General features: G+C 71.2%; 19 protein-coding genes. 11 read left to right on the top strand and 8 right to left on the bottom strand.

Going from position 1 to position 18,055, the window contains the following annotated elements; all coding sequences use genetic code 11:
- Nucleotides 1-4 precede the first annotated feature (4 nt).
- From secY to map, 3 genes are all read left to right on the top strand, one after another.
- Complete coding sequence (gene secY, locus AB0I45_RS00305) at nt 5-1,306, top strand: preprotein translocase subunit SecY (RefSeq protein ID WP_247618321.1); 1,302 nt, start codon at nt 5-7, stop codon at nt 1,304-1,306.
- A 70-nt stretch (nt 1,307-1,376) separates the two neighbouring features.
- Nucleotides 1,377-1,946 carry an adenylate kinase gene (locus tag AB0I45_RS00300; protein ID WP_360315902.1) on the top strand — a complete coding sequence of 190 codons (570 nt, stop codon included), beginning with the start codon at nt 1,377-1,379 and terminating at the stop codon, nt 1,944-1,946.
- Nucleotides 1,947-2,777, top strand: a complete 831-nt coding sequence (gene map / locus AB0I45_RS00295; RefSeq protein ID WP_360315899.1) for a type I methionyl aminopeptidase — start codon at nt 1,947-1,949, stop codon at nt 2,775-2,777.
- A 117-nt stretch (nt 2,778-2,894) separates the two neighbouring features.
- Here the strand turns inward: map and AB0I45_RS00290 are convergent, their stop codons facing one another.
- Nucleotides 2,895-3,161: a hypothetical protein gene (locus AB0I45_RS00290; RefSeq protein ID WP_247618323.1), complete on the bottom strand. Its 267-nt coding sequence runs from the start codon at nt 3,159-3,161 to the stop codon at nt 2,895-2,897.
- Between the two features lie 89 nt (nt 3,162-3,250).
- Here AB0I45_RS00290 and AB0I45_RS00285 point away from each other — a divergent pair, with 89 nt between their 5' ends.
- Nucleotides 3,251-4,135, top strand: a complete 885-nt coding sequence (locus AB0I45_RS00285; RefSeq protein ID WP_360315895.1) for a hypothetical protein — start codon at nt 3,251-3,253, stop codon at nt 4,133-4,135.
- On the opposite strand, the gene AB0I45_RS00280 is transcribed toward AB0I45_RS00285, so the two are convergent.
- On the bottom strand, nt 4,062-5,240 hold the full coding sequence (locus tag AB0I45_RS00280; protein WP_360315892.1) for an aminotransferase class I/II-fold pyridoxal phosphate-dependent enzyme: 1,179 nt from the start codon (nt 5,238-5,240) through the stop codon (nt 4,062-4,064). The two genes, AB0I45_RS00285 and AB0I45_RS00280, sit on opposite strands and share 74 nt — an antisense overlap.
- 31 nt (nt 5,241-5,271) lie before the next feature.
- Nucleotides 5,272-6,354, bottom strand: coding sequence for a hypothetical protein (locus AB0I45_RS00275; RefSeq protein ID WP_360315889.1), 1,083 nt, complete (start codon nt 6,352-6,354; stop codon nt 5,272-5,274).
- A gap of 222 nt (nt 6,355-6,576) precedes the next feature.
- On the opposite strand from AB0I45_RS00275, the gene infA reads away from it, so the two are divergent.
- The 7 genes from infA to AB0I45_RS00240 all read left to right on the top strand — a co-directional run bounded on the left by infA (nt 6,577) and on the right by AB0I45_RS00240 (nt 12,605).
- A complete protein-coding gene (gene infA, locus AB0I45_RS00270; RefSeq protein ID WP_137317958.1) occupies nt 6,577-6,798 on the top strand; it encodes a translation initiation factor IF-1 in 222 nt (73 codons plus the stop codon).
- 80 nt (nt 6,799-6,878) lie between these two features.
- Complete coding sequence (gene rpmJ / locus AB0I45_RS00265; protein ID WP_101652107.1) at nt 6,879-6,992, top strand: 50S ribosomal protein L36; 114 nt, start codon at nt 6,879-6,881, stop codon at nt 6,990-6,992.
- A 181-nt stretch (nt 6,993-7,173) separates the two neighbouring features.
- A complete protein-coding gene (gene rpsM, locus AB0I45_RS00260) occupies nt 7,174-7,542 on the top strand; it encodes a 30S ribosomal protein S13 (RefSeq protein ID WP_137317957.1) in 369 nt (122 codons plus the stop codon).
- Between the two features lie 35 nt (nt 7,543-7,577).
- A complete protein-coding gene (gene rpsK / locus AB0I45_RS00255; protein WP_137317956.1) occupies nt 7,578-7,985 on the top strand; it encodes a 30S ribosomal protein S11 in 408 nt (135 codons plus the stop codon).
- A gap of 147 nt (nt 7,986-8,132) precedes the next feature.
- A complete protein-coding gene (locus AB0I45_RS00250) occupies nt 8,133-9,131 on the top strand; it encodes a DNA-directed RNA polymerase subunit alpha (protein WP_137317955.1) in 999 nt (332 codons plus the stop codon).
- Between the two features lie 20 nt (nt 9,132-9,151).
- Nucleotides 9,152-9,718: a 50S ribosomal protein L17 gene (gene rplQ, locus AB0I45_RS00245; RefSeq protein WP_360315882.1), complete on the top strand. Its 567-nt coding sequence runs from the start codon at nt 9,152-9,154 to the stop codon at nt 9,716-9,718.
- Nucleotides 9,719-9,920: 202 nt separating this feature from the next.
- Nucleotides 9,921-12,605 (top strand): penicillin acylase family protein, encoded by a 2,685-nt coding sequence (locus tag AB0I45_RS00240; protein ID WP_360315879.1) that lies wholly within the window; start codon nt 9,921-9,923, stop codon nt 12,603-12,605.
- Nucleotides 12,606-12,656: 51 nt separating this feature from the next.
- On the opposite strand, the gene AB0I45_RS00235 is transcribed toward AB0I45_RS00240, so the two are convergent.
- The 5 genes from AB0I45_RS00235 to purU form a co-directional block, all read right to left on the bottom strand.
- The gene (locus AB0I45_RS00235) at nt 12,657-13,739 is read right to left on the bottom strand and encodes a hypothetical protein (RefSeq protein WP_137317953.1); all 1,083 of its coding nucleotides are present in this window, start codon (nt 13,737-13,739) and stop codon (nt 12,657-12,659) included.
- On the bottom strand, nt 13,736-14,890 hold the full coding sequence (locus AB0I45_RS00230; protein WP_360315876.1) for a hypothetical protein: 1,155 nt from the start codon (nt 14,888-14,890) through the stop codon (nt 13,736-13,738). The genes AB0I45_RS00235 and AB0I45_RS00230 overlap by 4 nt, the downstream gene beginning before the upstream one ends.
- The gene (locus AB0I45_RS00225) at nt 14,887-15,432 is read right to left on the bottom strand and encodes a hypothetical protein (RefSeq protein WP_360315873.1); all 546 of its coding nucleotides are present in this window, start codon (nt 15,430-15,432) and stop codon (nt 14,887-14,889) included. The genes AB0I45_RS00230 and AB0I45_RS00225 overlap by 4 nt, the downstream gene beginning before the upstream one ends.
- A gap of 1 nt (nt 15,433) precedes the next feature.
- The gene (locus AB0I45_RS00220) at nt 15,434-17,023 is read right to left on the bottom strand and encodes a phenylacetate--CoA ligase family protein (protein ID WP_360315870.1); all 1,590 of its coding nucleotides are present in this window, start codon (nt 17,021-17,023) and stop codon (nt 15,434-15,436) included.
- Nucleotides 17,024-17,189: 166 nt separating this feature from the next.
- Nucleotides 17,190-18,041, bottom strand: coding sequence for a formyltetrahydrofolate deformylase (gene purU / locus AB0I45_RS00215; RefSeq protein ID WP_360315867.1), 852 nt, complete (start codon nt 18,039-18,041; stop codon nt 17,190-17,192).
- Between the last annotated feature and the right edge of the window lie 14 nt (nt 18,042-18,055).

The following is an 18,055-nucleotide window of genomic DNA, read 5'->3' as shown; positions in this document are numbered from 1 at the left end:
ACGCTTGCTCGGCGCAATTGGGCGGGCTTTCAAAACGCCCGATCTGAGGAACAAACTCCTCTTCACACTCGGCGTGATCGTGCTCTACCGGCTCGGCTCGTACATCCCCGCCCCCGGCATCGACTACGCGCAGGTCCAGCAGTGCGTCGCCAACCCGCAGCTCAACCAGGGTGCGTTCGGGCTCGTCAACCTGTTCAGCGGCGGAGCGCTGCTCCAGCTGTCGATCTTCGCGCTCGGCATCATGCCCTACATCACGGCGAGCATCATCACCCAGCTCCTGCGCGTGGTGATCCCGCGCTTCGAGGCCCTCCACAAGGAGGGCGCCTCCGGCCAGGCGAAGCTCACCCAGTACACCCGGTACATGACGATCGGACTGGGCATCCTCAATGCCACGACCCTCGTCTCCACGGTGCGCACCGGTGCGCTGTTCGGCAATGTCGAAGGCTGCCAGGACCTCATCGTCAACGACACCTGGTGGGGCGTCCTCATCATCGTCATCACCCTGACCGCCGGCACCGGCCTCATCATGTGGCTCGGCGAGCAGATCACCGAGCGGGGCGTCGGCAACGGCATGTCGCTGCTGATCTTCACCGCCGTCGCCGCCGGGTTCCCGGCCGCCTTCGGCGCGATCCTCACCTCGCAGGGCATCGACATCTTCCTCATCGTCGTCGCGGTCGGCCTCGCGATCGTCGCGCTCGTCGTGTTCGTCGAGCAGTCCCAGCGCCGCATCCCGGTGCAGTACGCCAAGCGCATGGTCGGCCGTCGGATGTTCGGCGGGACCTCGACCTACATCCCGATCAAGGTCAACCAGGCCGGTGTGATCCCGGTGATCTTCGCCTCCTCGGTCCTGTACCTGCCGAGCCTGATCGCGCAGTTCGGCGACCCCGAGGCGCAGTGGGTGCAGTGGATCACCGAGTACCTCACGACGGGCGACCACCCGGTCTACATGCTCGTGTACTTCCTGCTGACAATCTTCTTCACGTACTTCTACGTCGCGATCACCTTCAACCCGGAGGAGGTCGCGGACAACATGAAGAAGTACGGCGGCTTCATCCCCGGCATCCGCGCCGGACGGCCGACGGAGCAGTACCTGAGCTACGTGCTCACCCGGATCACCTTCCCGGGCTCGCTGTACCTCGCGTTCGTCGCGATGATCCCGCTCATCGCGCTGGTGCTCATCGATGCCAACCAGAACTTCCCGTTCGGCGGCACCTCGCTCCTCATCATCGTCGGTGTGGGCCTGGAGACCGTCAAGCAGATCGATTCGCAGATGCAGCAGCGCCACTACGAGGGGCTGCTGCGCTGACCACGACCGCATCGGCCGCGCCCGTCCCGGGCGCCGGCCGTGGGCGGGACCATCCTGAAAGGAACACACCATGAGCGAACGGATCATCCTCATCGGCCCGCCGGGGGCGGGCAAGGGCACCCAGGCCGCCCGCCTCGCGGAGAAGCTCGGCATCCCGGCGATCTCCACCGGGGACATCTTCCGTGCGAACGTCGCCGGGGAGACCGAACTCGGGAAGACCGCGAAGCGCTACATGGACTCCGGCGAGTACGTGCCGGACGAGGTCACCAACTCGATGGTCAGGGACCGCCTCGCCCAGGACGACGCCCAGCCCGGGTTCCTGCTCGACGGCTACCCGCGCACCGAGGCGCAGGTCGCCGAGCTCGACTCGATGCTGTCCGACCTCGGCGAGTCGCTCGACCACGTCGTCGAGCTCACCGCCGACACCGACGAGGTCGTCGAGCGCCTGCTCGCCCGCGCGCAGCTCCAGGGCCGCTCCGACGACACCGAGGAGGTCATCCGCCACCGCCTCGACGTCTATGCCGAGCAGACGCAGCCGCTGACCCGGGTCTACGCCGACCGCGGTCTGCTGCGCCAGGTCGACGGGCTCGGTGAGATCGATGCGATCACCGACCGCATCCTCGCGCAGATCGGGCACTGAGTGTTCGGATCCAAGCTGGAGCTCAAGACCGAGGCGCAGATCCGCACGATGCGCCGCGCCGGTCTCGTCACACGGGCGGCCCTCGCGGCCGCCCGTGCCGCGTCCGTGCCCGGGGCCACCACCGCCGAGGTCGACGCAGCCGCGGCCGCCGTCATCGCCGAGGCCGGTGCGCGCTCGAACTTCAAGGGCTATCACGGGTTCCCCGCTGTGGCCTGCATCTCCGTGAACGAGGAGATCGTCCACGGCATCCCCGGCGCGCGCGTCCTCGAGGCCGGCGATCTCGTGTCGATCGACTGCGGAGCGATCGTCGACGGCTATCACGGCGACTCCGCCTTCACCCTCTGCGTCGGCGGCTGGGAGCACGCGAGTGCGGCCGACCGGCGTCTCTCCGACATCACCGAGGAATCGATGTGGGCCGGCATCGCGGCCTTCGCCCGCGCCAAGCGGGTCGGCGAGATCGGTGCGGCGATCGAGGAGTTCGCGCTGGCCGAGGCTCCGGACCTCGGGCTGCTCGAGGACTACACCGGGCACGGCATCGGCACGCAGATGCACATGGAGCCCGAGGTGCTCAACTACCGGGCCAGGAACATGGGGCCGAAGATCCGGCCCGGGCTGTGCCTGGCGATCGAGCCGATGCTCGTCGCCGGTGACATCGCCTCGCGCACCCTCGACGACGACTGGACCGTCGTCACCGTCGACGGGGCGCGGGCCGCCCACTGGGAGCACACAGTGGCTCGCCACGAGCGCGGCATCTGGGTGCTCACCGCCGAGGACGGCGGGGCCGAGCGCCTCGCCACCTACGGCGTGACCCCGGTGCCGCTCGAGGACTGACGCGGCACCGGCGGGCCACCGGGCCCGCCGAACGGACCGGCCGGAGTGCGTGTGCACTCCGGCCGTCGTCGTATCCAGCGGTGAAGCGGGCGCGGGCGTCACGTGGACGCACCCGGATCAGACCTGTGCGGCAGCGGCCCGGGTGTCCGGCACCTCCCTCATCTTCCCGCGGACTCCCAGGAAGGTTCCCAGATAGGTCCCGCCTGCTGCCAGGAGACCGAGTGCGAACATCCATGTCGCGGTGGTGGTGATGCCTGCACCGACGATCATGAATGCTGCGAAGGCGATGACTACGGTGATCGAGGCCGCCACGCTGGCCGCGGCGAGGGAGAAGCTGTGGGCAGCGCGAGCGCTCTCGAGCGCTGCTGCGAAGGACTGGGACATGGTGGACCTTTCTGAGACAACGGGTATCGCTGTCCACGCTATGGTGGCGGTTCACCCCTTGCCACTTCCTCCCGAAACGGAGACGAACAGTGACGGATCAGCACCGCTACCGCATCACCCGCGGTGGTTTCGACGTGGTCTCCGTGTTCGGCTCGCTCGGGGCGAGCGCAGTGCCGGGGCCGGTGATCACCTCGGTGCTCGCTCTCCACGGCTACAGCGAATCCGCTGCTCGCAACCAGGTCGTGCGCCTCGTCTCACGCGGTCTGCTGCACCGGTCCCAGGTGGGCAGGATCGCCGTGTACCGCCTCGCCGAGGCCCTGCGCCCGAGCTATGGGCGGCTCGCCGGGCGGGTGGAGCACACGGAGTTCTCCGGGGCGTTCGCCGCCGTCGTCCTGTCGATCCCCGAGGCTCGTCGCTCCGATCGTGACCGCGTGCTCTACCTTGCACGGAGATCCGGCTACCGGCCGCTCCGGCCGGGAGTGCTCATCGTTCTCACCGAGGCGGTCGCCGGGTTCCGGGCCGAGGTCGGTGCGGACATCGGGGTCGAAGGCAGGGCCTGGCTCGAGTTCTGCTCCCTCGTGCCCGAAGACATGGACCAGGCCCGGCGCTGGGCCGACCGGGCATTCGGGATCGCCGCGCTGCGAAGCATGATCGGCGATGCCGAGGCGCGGGTCGCCGCAGCACTCGGCGGCTCCGAACTCGGCCTGGTCGATTACTTCGATCTCTACTATGCAGTCTCCGGCGAGCTCATGAGCGCACCGGTCCTGCCGGCAGACCTCGCCCCCGGCCTCGACATCCACACCCGGCTGGGCCGCTGCATGAGCATGCTCAACGAGTACTACTGGGCAGCGTTCGGCCCCGCCGTGCTGAGCCGGGTGCAGGCGCTGCCGAATGCGGACCTCATCGAGTGGGATCCGCAGGCGCCTCCTGCCGGCCGTCGATCGCCTCGGCCATCCGTTCGACGATCTCCGTGAGGACCGCCCGCGGGGTCGCGGTGTTGATGCGCACGTGCCCGGCGCCGGCCTCACCGCACTCGCGGCCGTTCGTCAGCGCGATCCCGGCGGACTCGCGGAGGAACCGGGCGGGGTCCTCGCCGAGGTCGTAGGCCCGCAGGTCGACCCAGGCGATGTAGCTCCCGGCGGACGGCAGGTGCCCCGCTTCCGGCAGCCGCTCGGCGAGCAGGGCAGCGAGCGCTGCGCGGTTGTCGTCGAGGTAGGCCAGCAGCTCCGCCAGCCAGTCCCCACCCTCCCGGTAGGCCGCGGTCGTCGCGACGATGCCGGGGCTCGCCGTCGAGTGCGCGACGAACTCGCCGAGCTCGGCGAACCGGGCGGCATCGACGCGGTTCGTGAACACCATCTGCGCGCACTTGAGGCCCGGGATGTTGAACGCCTTGGAGGCCGACAGCGCGGTGATCGAGTGCTCTCCGGCAGCCTCGGACACCGTGGCGTAGGGGATGTGGCGGGCGCCCGGGAAGACGAGCGGGGCATGGATCTCGTCGGCGAACACCCGGGACCCCGTGGCCTCGACGATCCGGCTGATGGCCTCGAGCTCGGTGCGCTCGTAGACCTTGCCGATCGGGTTGTGGGGATTGCAGAGGACGAGCAGCCCGCCGCCGGCGAGCGCGGACTCGAGGGCGGGCCCGTCGACGTCCCAGCCGTCGGCGGTGCGGATCATCGGCACCTCGCGGATCTCGCGTCCGCACAGCGGCGGCACCTTGAAGAACGGCATGTACGCCGGGGTCATGAGGACGACCGGGGTGCCCGGTGCGGTGAACAGGTCGATCATCGCGCGGTACGCGGTGATGACGTCGGGCACCGCGGCGACCTGTGCGGGGGCGATGTCCCAGCCGAAGCTCCGTGCGCAGTGCTCGGCGGTGGCCTCGCGGAGATCCCGGAGCATCGCCGGCGGCGTGTAGGTGAAGAGCTCCTTCTCGGTGAGCTCGGCGAGGGCCGAGTGCACGGCCGGGGCGGTGCCGAAGTCGGCCTCGGCGATGAAGGCGCCCAGGGTCTCGGGGACCGCGGTCCACTTGATGCCGCCGCGGGCGCGGAGCTGGTCCGGGGTGTACTCGGGAATCGTCATGCCTCCACGGTACCGCTCGGTCGGCGGGGCCTCAGCGCAGGCGGGGGCCGACATTGACGCTGATGAACGTGCGGCGGAGCTGGGCCGCGGAGAGGAACAGATCGGTGCGCCGGGGTTCGCCCTCGGCGCCGCCGAGCGGATTGTGCACATGGACCCGCAGCGGCCCGTGCGGGTCGGGTGAGCCGTCCTCGCTCAGCCGGGCGACCCGCCGCACCACGTAGACGTGGCCGTCCATGACGGCGACCGAGCGGTGCGGGTCGTCCTCCCGCGGCACCCGGAACGATCCGCCGGGTCGCACGAGCGTCGAGGCGACGACCGGACGTCCGGCCGCGAGCCAGTGCTCGATCCGCGACAGGCGCAGCGGGACCGGCCGGGCCGGGCACCACCGGCCGGTGAGGAGCCCGAGCGCGACGCCGGCGAAGTCCCCCTGGATCCGCCGGTAGGAGCCGCGCCCGTAGGTCAGTGCGGCCGCCTTCTCCACGAGCGAGGCGGCGTTCGGTCGCAGCCGGCGGTCCCCGGCGCGGTGCGCGGCGGGAACGCGGGGGCTGAGCGTCACCCAGCGGGCCCCCGGCGTGTGGAGCCGCACCTCGACGAGCCCGTTGTCGGTGGGACGGACGAGCGAGGCGGTGAATCCGGGACGCATGTGCTCGCAGGCGGCGAGCACTGCGATGAACCAGCAGTCGCTCAGACGTCCCTGCCGGATCGAGAGCGGTCGGACGGGCCGGTTCCGTTCCCCCTCCGCCGGCCGCGCAGCGGCGGACCCGGGGGCGGTGAGGCCGCGCAGCGGCACGGGGACCCAGCGGGCCGGCCCGCGCGGCACCGGTTCGAGCGCCGGCACGGTGTCGAGGGCGCGGGCCACCTCGGCGGCGGAGAGGTCGTGGGCGGCGGCGAGGAGCCGGGGGCCGCGCCGGCCATCGATGCGCAGGCGGCTGCGGAGGCGTCCCGTCAGGGAGGAGGGGCGGCCGCGGGCGGGACGGAGCTCGGCGGACAGGGCGCCGAGATCGGCGCGGGGGAGCGGGTCGACGGCGAGCAGCGTGCGGAGCAGACGGAGATCCTCGGCCCGGCGCGCCGCCAGGGAACGGTGCCGGCGGACGCGACGACGCTCGGTTGGCATGCGCGACCCGATTCCGGTAGAGTAGATCACTGGTCTGTTATGGGCAAGGAATGAACCCGCCGTGTCGCACCCGAGCTTAGCGCACGGAGGCCCGCCGGCGGTGGATTCCCCACCTGCAGATCCCGGTCGAATCGGAACCCGCCCGGGAGACCGAAGAGGATCCGAGATACGAACGATGCGTGGCCGTCCTGCGGCCACGGGAAGATGAGGTTGACGAACGATATGGCCAAAAAAGAAGGGGTCATTGAGATCGAGGGCTCTGTTGTGGAGGCTCTGCCGAACGCCATGTTCCGCGTCGAGCTGACCAACGGGCACAAGGTGCTCGCGCACATCTCCGGAAAGATGCGCCAGCACTACATCCGCATCCTCCCCGAGGACCGCGTCGTGGTGGAGCTGTCTCCCTACGACCTGTCCCGCGGACGTATCGTCTACCGGTACAAGTAAACGGTCTTTTCGACAGTTTTCGCCGCTCACAGCCCCCGGGTCCTGGCCCGGGGTCTTCGCGGTGAGAAGAAGGATTAACGATGAAGGTCAAGCCCAGCGTCAAGAAGATCTGTGAGAAGTGCAAGGTCATCCGGCGCAACAGCCGCGTCATGGTGATCTGCGACAACCCGCGCCACAAGCAGCGTCAGGGCTGATTCGCTCACCTCGAGCAGATCGACACAGCTGTGCCGCACCCGCGGCGCCAGCGAGCACCACACCCAAGCAGGCCTCGCCCCCTGGACACAGGACGACACCCGCGGCTCGGAGGCCGCGGACCGGTGAGAGCACCGGACAGGTCTGAGCAAGCACCTCCGAACAACCCATGGAGTACACACAATGGCACGTCTTGCCGGAGTCGACCTCCCGCGTGAGAAGCGCGTGGAAGTCGCCCTGACATACATTTTCGGTGTGGGCCGCACTCGTGCGAGCCAGACCCTGACGGAGACCGGGATCAACCCGGACACCCGCGTGAAAGATCTGTCCGATGCCGAGCTCGTGCAGCTGCGCGACTACATCGAAGGCACATTCAAGGTAGAGGGCGACCTCCGTCGCGAGGTCGCCGCCGACATTCGCCGCAAGGTCGAGATCGGCAGCTACGAAGGCCTGCGCCACCGCCGGGGACTCCCCGTCCGCGGCCAGCGCACCAAGACCAATGCGCGCACCCGCAAGGGCCCCAAGCGCACGGTGGCCGGTAAGAAGAAGTAAGCCCTCCAGCCTTCGAATCAGGAGAATCCACACTTATGCCTCCCAAGACACGCGCAGCCTCCGCTGCCCGCAAGACCCGCCGCAAGGACAAGAAGAACGTCGTCAACGGCCAGGCCCACATCAAGTCGACGTTCAACAACACGATCGTGTCGATCACCGACCCGACCGGAGCCGTGATCTCATGGGCTTCCTCCGGTGAGGTCGGCTTCAAGGGCTCCCGCAAGTCCACCCCGTACGCTGCGCAGATGGCCGCGGAGTCCGCCGCCCGCCGCGCCCAGGAGCACGGCCTCAAGAAGGTCGACGTGTTCGTCAAGGGCCCGGGCTCCGGACGCGAGACCGCGATCCGCTCCCTCCAGGCCGCCGGCCTCGAGCTGGGCACCATCCAGGACGTCACCCCGACGCCGCACAACGGCTGCCGCCCGCCCAAGCGCCGGCGCGGCTGACCCGGACCGGCCGGACGATCCGGCGGACCCCACGGGTCCGCTGCGATCGGACGCCGGGCCACCCACCACCGCAAGCGTCACGAGTAGCGATACTCTCAAGTGCATTGCGAGCGTCATATAGCGGATGCTCGCCGAAAGGAAGCCCACGTGCTGATTGCACAGCGTCCCACGCTCACGGAAGAGGCTGTAGACACCTACCGGTCGCGGTTCGTCATCGAACCGCTCGAACCGGGCTTCGGCTACACCCTCGGCAACTCGCTGCGGCGAACCCTGCTGTCCTCCATTCCCGGTGCCGCCGTCACGAGCATCCGGGTCGATGGTGTGCTTCACGAGTTCACCACGGTCCCGGGCGTGAAGGAGGATGTCACCGAGTTCATCCTCAACCTCAAGTCCCTCGTGGTCTCCTCGGAGTTCGACGAGCCCGTCGTGGCCTACCTGCGCAAGCAGGGTCCCGGCGCCGTCACCGCCGAGGACATCTCCGCCCCCGCCGGAGTGGAGATCCACAACCCGGAACTGTTCATCGCCACCCTCAACGAGGACGGCCGCCTCGACATGGAGCTCACGATCGAGCGCGGTCGCGGCTACGTGTCCTCGGCGCAGAACAAGAACGCCGACGCCGAGATCGGCCGGATCCCGGTCGACTCGATCTACTCGCCGGTGCTCAAGGTCACCTACAAGGTCGAGGCCACCCGTGTCGAGCAGCGCACGGACTTCGACCGCCTCGTCGTCGACGTCGAGACGAAGCCCTCCATCACCCCGCGTGATGCCGTGGCCTCGGCCGGCAAGACCCTCGTCGAGCTGTTCGGGCTGGCCCGTGAGCTCAACGTCGAGGCCGAGGGCATCGACATCGGACCGTCGCCGGTCGATGCCGCCCTCGCCGCCGACCTCGCCCTGGCGATCGAGGATCTCGATCTCACCGTCCGCTCGTACAACTGCCTCAAGCGCGAGGGGATCCACACCGTGGGCGAGCTCGTCGGTCGCAGCGAGACCGACCTCATGGACATCCGCAACTTCGGTTCGAAGTCGATCGACGAGGTCAAGCAGAAGCTCAGCGAGCTCGGCCTGAGCCTCAAGGACAGCCCCGCCGGCTACGAGAGCCCGGTCGACGGCGAGGACGTGTCCTTCGTCGAGGACGAGCAGTTCTAAGAATTCCAAGGAGATAAATCATGCCTACGCCCACCAAGGGTCCCCGCCTCGGCGGCTCCCCGGCGCACGAGCGGATGCTGCTGAACAACATGGCGTCCCAGCTGTTCGAGCACAAGTCGATCACCACGACCGTGACGAAGGCCAAGCGCCTCCGTCCCGTCGCGGAGCGCCTCATCACCTTCGCCAAGCGCGGAGACCTGGCCGCACGCCGCCGCGTGCTCGGCCAGATCGCCGACAAGTCGATCGTGCACGAGCTGTTCACCTCGATCGCTCCGGCCGTGGCCGAGCGTCCGGGCGGCTACACCCGCATCACCAAGATCGGCCCCCGCAAGGGCGACAACGCCCCGATGGCCGTGATCGAGCTCGTCCTCGAGGCGTACTCGCCCAAGCAGGCGACCGTCAAGGAGGCCGAGGCGGCCACCGCCGCGGCCGCCCCGAAGGCCGAGGAGTCGCAGGACACCGGCTCGAAGGACGCGGAGTCGACCGAGGAGACCCCGGCGGCCGAGCCGGACGTCACCACCGAGTCCGATTCCGAGGACGAGATGGCCGAGGCGGAGTCCGCCGAGGAGAAGTCCGAGGACAAGTGACCTGCTGATCCGCTCCCGCGGATCGACGATCGCCCCGACGGCGGTGCGTGCCGAGTGCACGCACCGCCGTCGTCGTCCTCCCCGGGGATCCGCGCTCCCGTGCGGCGGTGCGGCAGTCCGCGACGCTGTGGCGCGCCGCTGACCCGGGGCGGCATGGCGGATCCGGGATAGGCTCGGGGCACCCGAGGACAGGAGATCCCCGATGCCCCGCAGCCCCTCGCGCACCGACGTTCGCCCTGCTGCGCGCTGGCGCCGTGGACGCCTGCGGCGGATCCTCATGCTCGTCCTCGCCGCGCTGCTCGTCCTCGTCCTCGTGCTCAGCGGGGTCGCCGCCTGGTCGGTGGTGCGGGCCTTCCCGCAGACCGACGGCACCCTCGAGGTCCCGGGCCTCCAGGAGACGGTGACCGTGCAGCGCGATGCCCGTGGCGTCCCCACGATCACCGCCGCCCGCGCCGACGACCTGCTGTTCGCGCAGGGCTTCGTCCACGCCCAGGACCGCTTCTGGGAGATGGACTTCCGCCGGCACATGACGAGCGCCCGGCTCTCCGAGCTGTTCGGCGAGTCCCAGGTCCCCACCGACACCTTCCTCCGCACACTCGGCTGGCACCGCACCGCACAGGCCGAGGTCGCCGCACTGCCCGCCGAGGAGCGCGGGTACTACGAGGCCTACGCCGCCGGGGTCAACGCCTATCTCGAGGAGCGCTCCGGCGGCGGACTCGGTCTCGAGTACTCGGTGCTCGGGCTGCAGAACCGCGGGTACTCCCCGGAACCGTGGACGCCGGCGGACTCCGTCGCCTGGCTCAAGGCGATGGCCTGGGACCTGCGGACGAACATCGAGGACGAGACCGCCCGCGCGCTGCTGGCCGGTGACCTCGATCCGGAGCGGATCGCCGATCTCTATCCCGGCTACCCCTTCGACGAGCACCCGGTGATACTGGCCGAGGAACCCAGCGGCGCCGGGATCGGCGACGGCGAGGTGCCGCAGCCCGCCGGTGCTCCGGCGGAGCCTGCGCAGCCCGGCGGTGGAACCGCCGATCATCGGGAGCCGGGGAGCGCAGCGGCATACCCCGAGGCGGGCGCGCTGTTCGCCGCGTGCGGCCTGGCGGAGATCCTCGCCGAGGTCGACGCGCTCGTCGGCGGACAGGGCGAGGGCATCGGCTCGAACTCCTGGGTGGTGTCCGGTGAGCACACCGCGACCGGCGGCCCGCTGCTCGCCAACGACCCCCACCTCGGCGCCTCCCTGCCCTCGGTGTGGACGCAGATGCAGCTCCGCTGCTCCGAGGTCACGCCGGACTGCCCGTTCGACGTCGCGGGATTCTCCTTCTCGGGGCTGCCCGGGATCGTCATCGGCCACAACGCGCAGGTCGCCTGGGGATTCACCAACCTCACCACCGACGTCGCGGACCTCTACGTCGAACGGGTCGACGCGGACGGCTACTGGCGCGACGGCGAGAAGGTCCCCTTCGAGACCCGGGAGGAGACCCTCCGGGTGGCCGGCGGCGAGGACGTCGAGATCACCGTGCGGACGACCGGGCACGGCCCGATCGTCTCCGGGCTCACCCCGGAGTTCACCGGGATCGCGGCCTCCCCGCCCACCGGAGCCGATGCCGGGGCCGGGCCTGGTGCCGGGGCCGGAACGTCTGCCGGGGAGAGCACGGACGCCGCGGATGACTGGTCCGGCGAGCACGCGCTCAGCCTGCGCTGGACCGCGCTCGAAGCCGGTACCACCGCGCAGGCGATCTTCGCCCTCAACCGGGCCCGGGACTTCTCCGACTTCCGGGCCGCGGCCGCGCTCTTCGACGTCCCGGCGCAGAACCTCGTCTACGCCGACGTCGACGGCAACATCGGCTACCAGGCACCCGGCCGGCTGCCGATCCGCGGCGCCGGGGACGGCTGGATGCCCCAACCGGGCTGGGACAGCGCCTACGACTGGCAGGGATTCATCCCGTTCTCCGAGCTGCCGGTGGAGTACAACCCGGACTCCGGGATCATCGTCACGGCGAACAACGCGATCGTCGACGACGCCTACCGGCACCCGCTCAGCCGCGACTGGGACTACGGGGACCGTGCCGCCCGGATCGTCGATCTCCTCGACGAGGCCGTCGCCGCCGGTCCCGTGACCGGCGCGGACCTCGCCGCGATCCAGCTCGACACCGTCTCCCCGGTGGCCGCACCCCTGCAGCGCGCCTACGCCGAGCTCACGGTGGACGACCCGGACGTCACCGAGGCCCTCGAGCTCCTCGCCGGCTGGGACGGACGCAACGACGCGGACTCCGCAGCCGCGGCCTATGCGAACGTCCTCTTCGACCGCGTGACCGCCGCGCTGCTCGCCACGCAGGGCACCGACATCCCCCGTGACGACCAATCGCGCATCGCACTGGTCCTCGACCAGCTGCTCGACGACCCGGGATCCCCGTGGTGGGCCGGGGACCGGGACGCCCTGCTGCGCACCGCGGCAGCCGAGGCGCACACGGAGCTCGTCGAGCTCCAGGGGGAGGACCCGGCCGGCTGGAGCTGGGGCGAGCTCCACGCCCTCACCCTCACCCACGGCTCCTTCGGGGAGAGCGGCATCGCCCCGATCGAGGCGCTGTTCAACCGCGGCCCCTATCCCGTGGGCGGCGGGTCCGGGGTGGTCAACGCGACCGGATCGGACCTCGACGCGGGCTTCGCGACGACCACCGTGCCCTCCCTGCGGATGGTCATCGACGTCGCGGACTGGGACGACTCGACCTGGCAGAACCTCACCGGAGCGAGCGGCCACGCCTTCCACCCGCACTACACCGACCAGGCCGAGCCCTGGGCCGCAGGTGTCCAGGACCGCTGGGCCTGGTCCACGGCCGCCGTCGACACCGCGACCGAGGACACGCTCACCCTGCGCCCGCGCTGATGCCGGGCAGGCACGGCAGGTGGCCGGGTGCGGGCATCGCGGACCGGCCGCTCAGACCGGCAGGCGTGGAGCCCGGGGGACGGGCGAGGTCGAGCGGCCGGCGGAGAACACCCCGCACGGCTCACCCTCCCGCCCGCGGCGTCCCAGGAAGGCGCGGAGCCCCTCCCGGGTGTCCGGGCAGTCCTTGAGCTCGGAGTGCGCGGCCACCCGCAGACCGTGCCGGCCCAGCACGAGCCACAGCCGCAGCAGGTCCCGGCCGCGCGCGATCCCCGCTATCGGATCCGTGCCGGAATCCTCGGCGCGGCCCCACACGACCAGGCGCGCCGGCGGGCGGCCGATCCCGGGCAGCACGGCCCGGACGGCAGAGCTCGCCGCCGTCGCGGCGGGCAGGGTCTTCACGGTGTCCGCCGTGCAGAGCACCCGGCGGGCGAGCGGCTGCACCCGGGCGAGCGCTCGGGCGACGACCGGGGCCGCCCGAGCACCGAGCACCGGGGCGAGCATCCGGGTGCCGGCGGGCAGCCGCAGGCAGTCGGCGGTGAGGCCGTCGCGCTGGTAGGCGGGGTCGCGCGGGTCGAGGCGCAGCCAGCCGAGCGTCTCCGCCGCCATCGCCGGAGTGGAGAGCACATGGGTGGCCGACTGCGCCTGCAGGTGGGAGAACAGCGGTTCGGGCAGCTGGCTGAGCGCGAGGTCCGAGCACCCCGGCAGCGCGGCGAACTCCGCGACCGCGGCATCGAGCGCGCGGTCATCGGGGAGGAGCCGGCCGCGGTCCACCTGCCGGGCGCGGAGTTCGCGCACGGTGAATCCGGTGAGCGCAGGAGCGGACGTGCGGGTGAACCGGAAGTCGAGGACGAGGTCCGGCCCGACCCCGGACACCGGGCCGGTCTGCAGGGACCACCCGGACTCCGCAGCCGCGATCGCGAGCGCCTCGACCCAGCAGCCGAGCGAGAGGTGGAGGTCCTCGTGCCGGGGATCGGCCTCGGGCAGGGTGCGCGCGGGGTCGACGGTGAGCCGCACCCCGGATCCGGTGGGAACGGGCCGCCACGGCTGGGTGTTGTGGGCCGAGGGCGCGCACCCGGCGACGGCGATCCAGCGATCGCGCAGCGCGGGTGCGGGCTGGGGGCGGGGTGCACTCATCGCAGGTCCCGGACGTAGGTGGTGAGCCCGTGGAGCGGCCGGCCGCCGGCCCGGTCGAACACCGCGGCCGACCCCGGGTTGTCCCGTCCGATCGAGGTCACCCGGAGGCGCCGGTACCCGCCGGCGATGAGGTTCGCGTACACCTGCCGGAGGACGAGGGTGAGCAGCCCGGAACCGGAGTGGTCGGGGTCGGTGCCCTGGATGAGGAGGATCGCGTCGCGGCCCCGGGTGCGGTGGGACGTGAGGAGCTCCGCGACCGCCCGCGGGCCGAGCCTGCCGTCGTGCCGCTGGAGGATCGCGGTGGGGTCGGGGACCACGAGTGCGAAGCACCTCGGGGGAGCGGCGGGAGGGTCGTCGAGGCCGTCGGCGGTGACGATGAGTGCCGGGTCCATGAGGGCTTCGAGGCCGGCGGTCTGCCCGGCCATCTGCGCCGGCCCGATCTCCGTGTAGTACGGCAGGGCGGCGAACGCCCGGTTGAGGGTGGGCCGCAGGCGGCGCACGAACCGGCGGGTGCCCACGCGGGAGGGGTGGCGCAGACGCACCCCGGCGGCGGCCGCCTCGGCAGCGGTGGGCGCGGTGGCGCGGGCGGCCGGGACGCCGCCGAGGTCGACGATCCAGGAATCGGCCTGAGCCCAGCGGGTGAAGCCGTGCGCCTCGTAGGCCGCGGGCACGTGGGCCGGGTTCCACGGCGAGTCGAAGAACCCGCGCTCGGCGAAGCCCGCGGTGACGACCCCGCCGGTGGTGTTCGGCAGCGGCGACACCGGACCGAACAGGTGGGTGCAGCCGGTGTTACGGGCCCGCGCGCCGAGCGCCTCGAAGAGCTCTGCGGCGGCGTGCTCGTCGGCGAACTCGGTGGCCCCGAAGCACAGGGCGCGGACCGTGGGCGCGAGCGCCTGCGGCCCGGTCGACAGGCGTGCGTCGAGCGCGGCGGAGCGGTGGGCGGTGGTGCGGCCGGTGACGGTGCCGCCGGTGCGGGCCAGCAGCAGCTCGATCGGCTCCGGGAACCACGTGCGGCCGGTGTGCCAGGACCGGATCTCCGAGCGCAGCAGCGGCACCCGCAGTCCGGACGTGCCCTCGTCCCGGCCCAAGCGGGCCGGCAGCTCGAGGAACGCCGCGAGGTCCGCGCGGGTGCGGACGGGGGAGACGGTCACGAGCGGACCGGGCGGTCTGCTGCAGAGGTGCCGGCCGGCGGGGTGCCGGCGGGTGCAGTGACGGCGGTACCCTGACCGGCCGCGGAGGTCCCGGGCCCACCGGTGGTGGGTGCGTCCGCGGACTCGCCGGTGACCGGGGAGAACCGGTCGATGAGGCCCAGGCGGCCGTCCTCGGCGCGGAACTCGCCGTTCGTGTAGCCCCACTCCTCGGCGTCGAGGATCCGGATGAAGCCGCCGCGTGCCGGTGAGGACCCGTCCCCGCCGACCAGCCAGTGCATGATCGTGTGGTGCTCCGGGGTGCGGGCGAAGCGCAGGAGGTCGTCGCGGGTGGCGAAGGCGACGAGGAGGCCGATCCGGTCGGGGAACTCGTAGTAGCTGCGGTGCCACAGGTACCCCGGTGCGTGCTTGAGCGCGCGGGCGAGCTTCGGCCAGCGGCGGATCTGGCCGAGCATCGCGAGCGGGCTGCGGTAGCGGTTGCAGCCGAGGAAGAACGATCCGGCCCGCGCCTGCGGGGGTGCTGCGGAGAAGTCGTTCGAGCGCATGTCAGGCCTCCAGGTAGACGTTCTTGATCGTCGTCGTCGGGCGGGCGAACGGGCCGGCGCCGTGGTCGTGGACGCGCACCCGCAGGTCGGCGGCGCTCGGGTCCTCCTCGAGGGATTCGGCGAAGTCCCGGGACACCGCGGTGAGGTGGGCGACGACCCCGGCCCGCACCGTGTCGGCGAGCTCGCCGCGGGCGGCGTCGTCGAGGTCGGCCGCGGGCTCCGTGGCGGGGTCGCGCAGCTGCAGGTGGAGGGTGGGGCGCTGCTCGAGCTCCCCGACGTCGTCGAGGCTGATCCGGAAGCCCTCGATGAGGTGGGCGCGCGGGTTGTCGGTGTAGATCCCGTTCTCCACGTCGAGCGGGTAGATGTTGGCTCCCATGTAGGAGATCGTCGAGTCCGAGCGGCCGAACAGGAGGACGAACGGCAGCTTCATCCGCTGCCGGGCGAACGCTTCCGAGCACGCCGCGGCGAGCTCCGGGCGGGTGCGGGTGAGCTCGACCATGGTGGGGAAGTCGATGAGCCGGGCCTCGTCGCCGATGTTGTAGCGCAGGCGCGGACTCATCACCGCCGCGGAGTTGATGGTGACGACGAGATCGCCGTCATCGGTGGTCTCGAGGTAGGTCTCGAGCGGGTTGTACTGGAACACCATCGGGGTGCGCGCCTCGTCCTCCCCGAGCACCTCGGCCCGGAACCCCGGGTCCTCGGCCAGCGCGCGGCGGATGACGACGGACAGGTCGGACTCCCCGGCCATCCCGATCGTGAGGTCGGAGGCGCCGTAGCCGGAGTACACCCGGGCGAAGCGCTGCTCGAGGTGGTCGCGCAGGCCCTCCGTCATCGCCTCCCCGCCGACGAAGCCGTTGAGGGTGTAGGCGTCCCACACCTCGGGCTCGGCGGCCATCCGGTCGACGACGTGCTTGAGGAAGGGCGGGTAGGCGCTGATGAGGTAGGTGAAGCCGGGGCCGAAGTGCCGCAGGGTGTCGAGGATCTTGTCGAGGTCCGGCCCGGTGTTCTTCACCATCGCCACCTTCGCCATCGCCTGCCCGGTGTTCGTGCCGGTCGCCCAGGCGCCCATCGAGAAGGCGTTGATGCAGAACAGGTTCTCGCTGCCGAACAGCATGGTGACGTAGCCGGCCACATTCTTGTGGACGGTGTCGAGCTCCTTCTTCGAGCGCATCCAGTTGAACGGCGTGCCCGAGGATCCGGAGGACTCGTCGACGACGGTGCCGGCGATCTCGATCTCCCCGTTCCAGCAGCGCGCGGCCTCCGGGTAGGTGCGGACGTAGTCGTCCTTCGAGGTCGGGGTGTAGCGCTCGAGGTCCCACCAGGCGAAGGAGTACCCGGAGCGGGCGAGGTGGTCCTGGTAGGCCGGCACGTCGAGGCTCGCGTGCTGGCAGATCATCCAGGCGTTGAGCTTCGCGAACCGCTCGAGCGCCGGGTGGTAGTGGCGGGCGGTGAGGCGCCACACCGCCGGGTGCACGCGGTAGGCCCCGTAGGCCGTGGTGAGGCCGGCGTTGGCGAGCCGCAGCAGCGCCTGCCGGGCGAGGTTGACGGGGCGGCGCGGGATCGGGAGCGTCCGGAGAGGTGTCTGTGCCATGCACCCACGCTAGACCGCCGGTCGCGCCCGGCGGAAGCGTGCGAAGGCCGATGTTCCGGATCCGGTACAGCGGTGGCGGATCCGGGCAGGAGCGGGGCCGCCGGGCGAGTGCCGGGCCCGAGGTGCGGCCGGCGCCGGGGTGGCCGGCGGGTGACGGACCCGCCGGTCAGCGGAAGACGACGGTCCGGTTGCCGTCGAGGATGACCCGGCCCTGCGCGTGCCAGCGCACCGCGCGGGCGAGCACGGACGCCTCGACCTCCTGCCCCTGCTCGACGAAGTCCGCCACCGGCTGGGCGTGGGTCACCCGGGCGACGTCCTGCTCGATGATCGGGCCCTCGTCGAGGTCGCTCGTGACGTAGTGCGCGGTCGCGCCGGTGATCTTCACGCCGCGGGCGTGGGCCTGGTGGTAGGGGCGGGCGCCCTTGAAGCTCGGGAGGAAGGAGTGGTGGATGTTGATCACCCGGCCGCGCATCCGCTCGCACACCGCCGGGGACAGGATCTGCATGTAGCGGGCGAGCACGACGAGCTCGACGTCGAGCTCCTCGACGAGCCGCAGCAGCTGCGCCTCGGCGTCGTCCTTGGTCTCCGGGGTGACCGGGATGTGGTGGAAGGGCACTCCGTGGAACTCCGCCAGCGCTGCGAGGTCGGGATGGTTGCCGACGACGCCGACGATGTCCGTCGGCAGCGCCCCGGTGCCCTGTTGGAAGAGGAGGGTGTTGAGGCAATGGCCGGCTTTCGAGACCATGACGAGGGTGCGCTGCCGGCGCGAGGCCGGGTGGAGCTCGATCGACATGCCGAGGCGCCGCACGACCGGGGCGAGGGCCTCGCGGATGACCTCCTCGGGAGCACCCGTGCGGAACTGGAGGCGGAGGAAGAACACCTCGGTGTCCTGGGAGCCGAACTGCTGGGACTCGGTGATCGTGGCGTCGATGTCGACGAGCACGCCGGTCACCGCGTGCACGATGCCGCCGCGATCGGGGCACGAGATCGACAGCACCCATTCCTGGTCGGTGAGCATGCCTCCCATGGTAG

This window comes from Brevibacterium sp. NPDC049920 (assembly GCF_040656435.1).
GTDB lineage: Bacteria > Actinomycetota > Actinomycetes > Actinomycetales > Brevibacteriaceae > Brevibacterium > Brevibacterium pityocampae.
The sequence above is the reverse complement of the archived record's forward strand: the minus strand, read 5'-3'. Positions and strand labels throughout refer to the sequence as shown.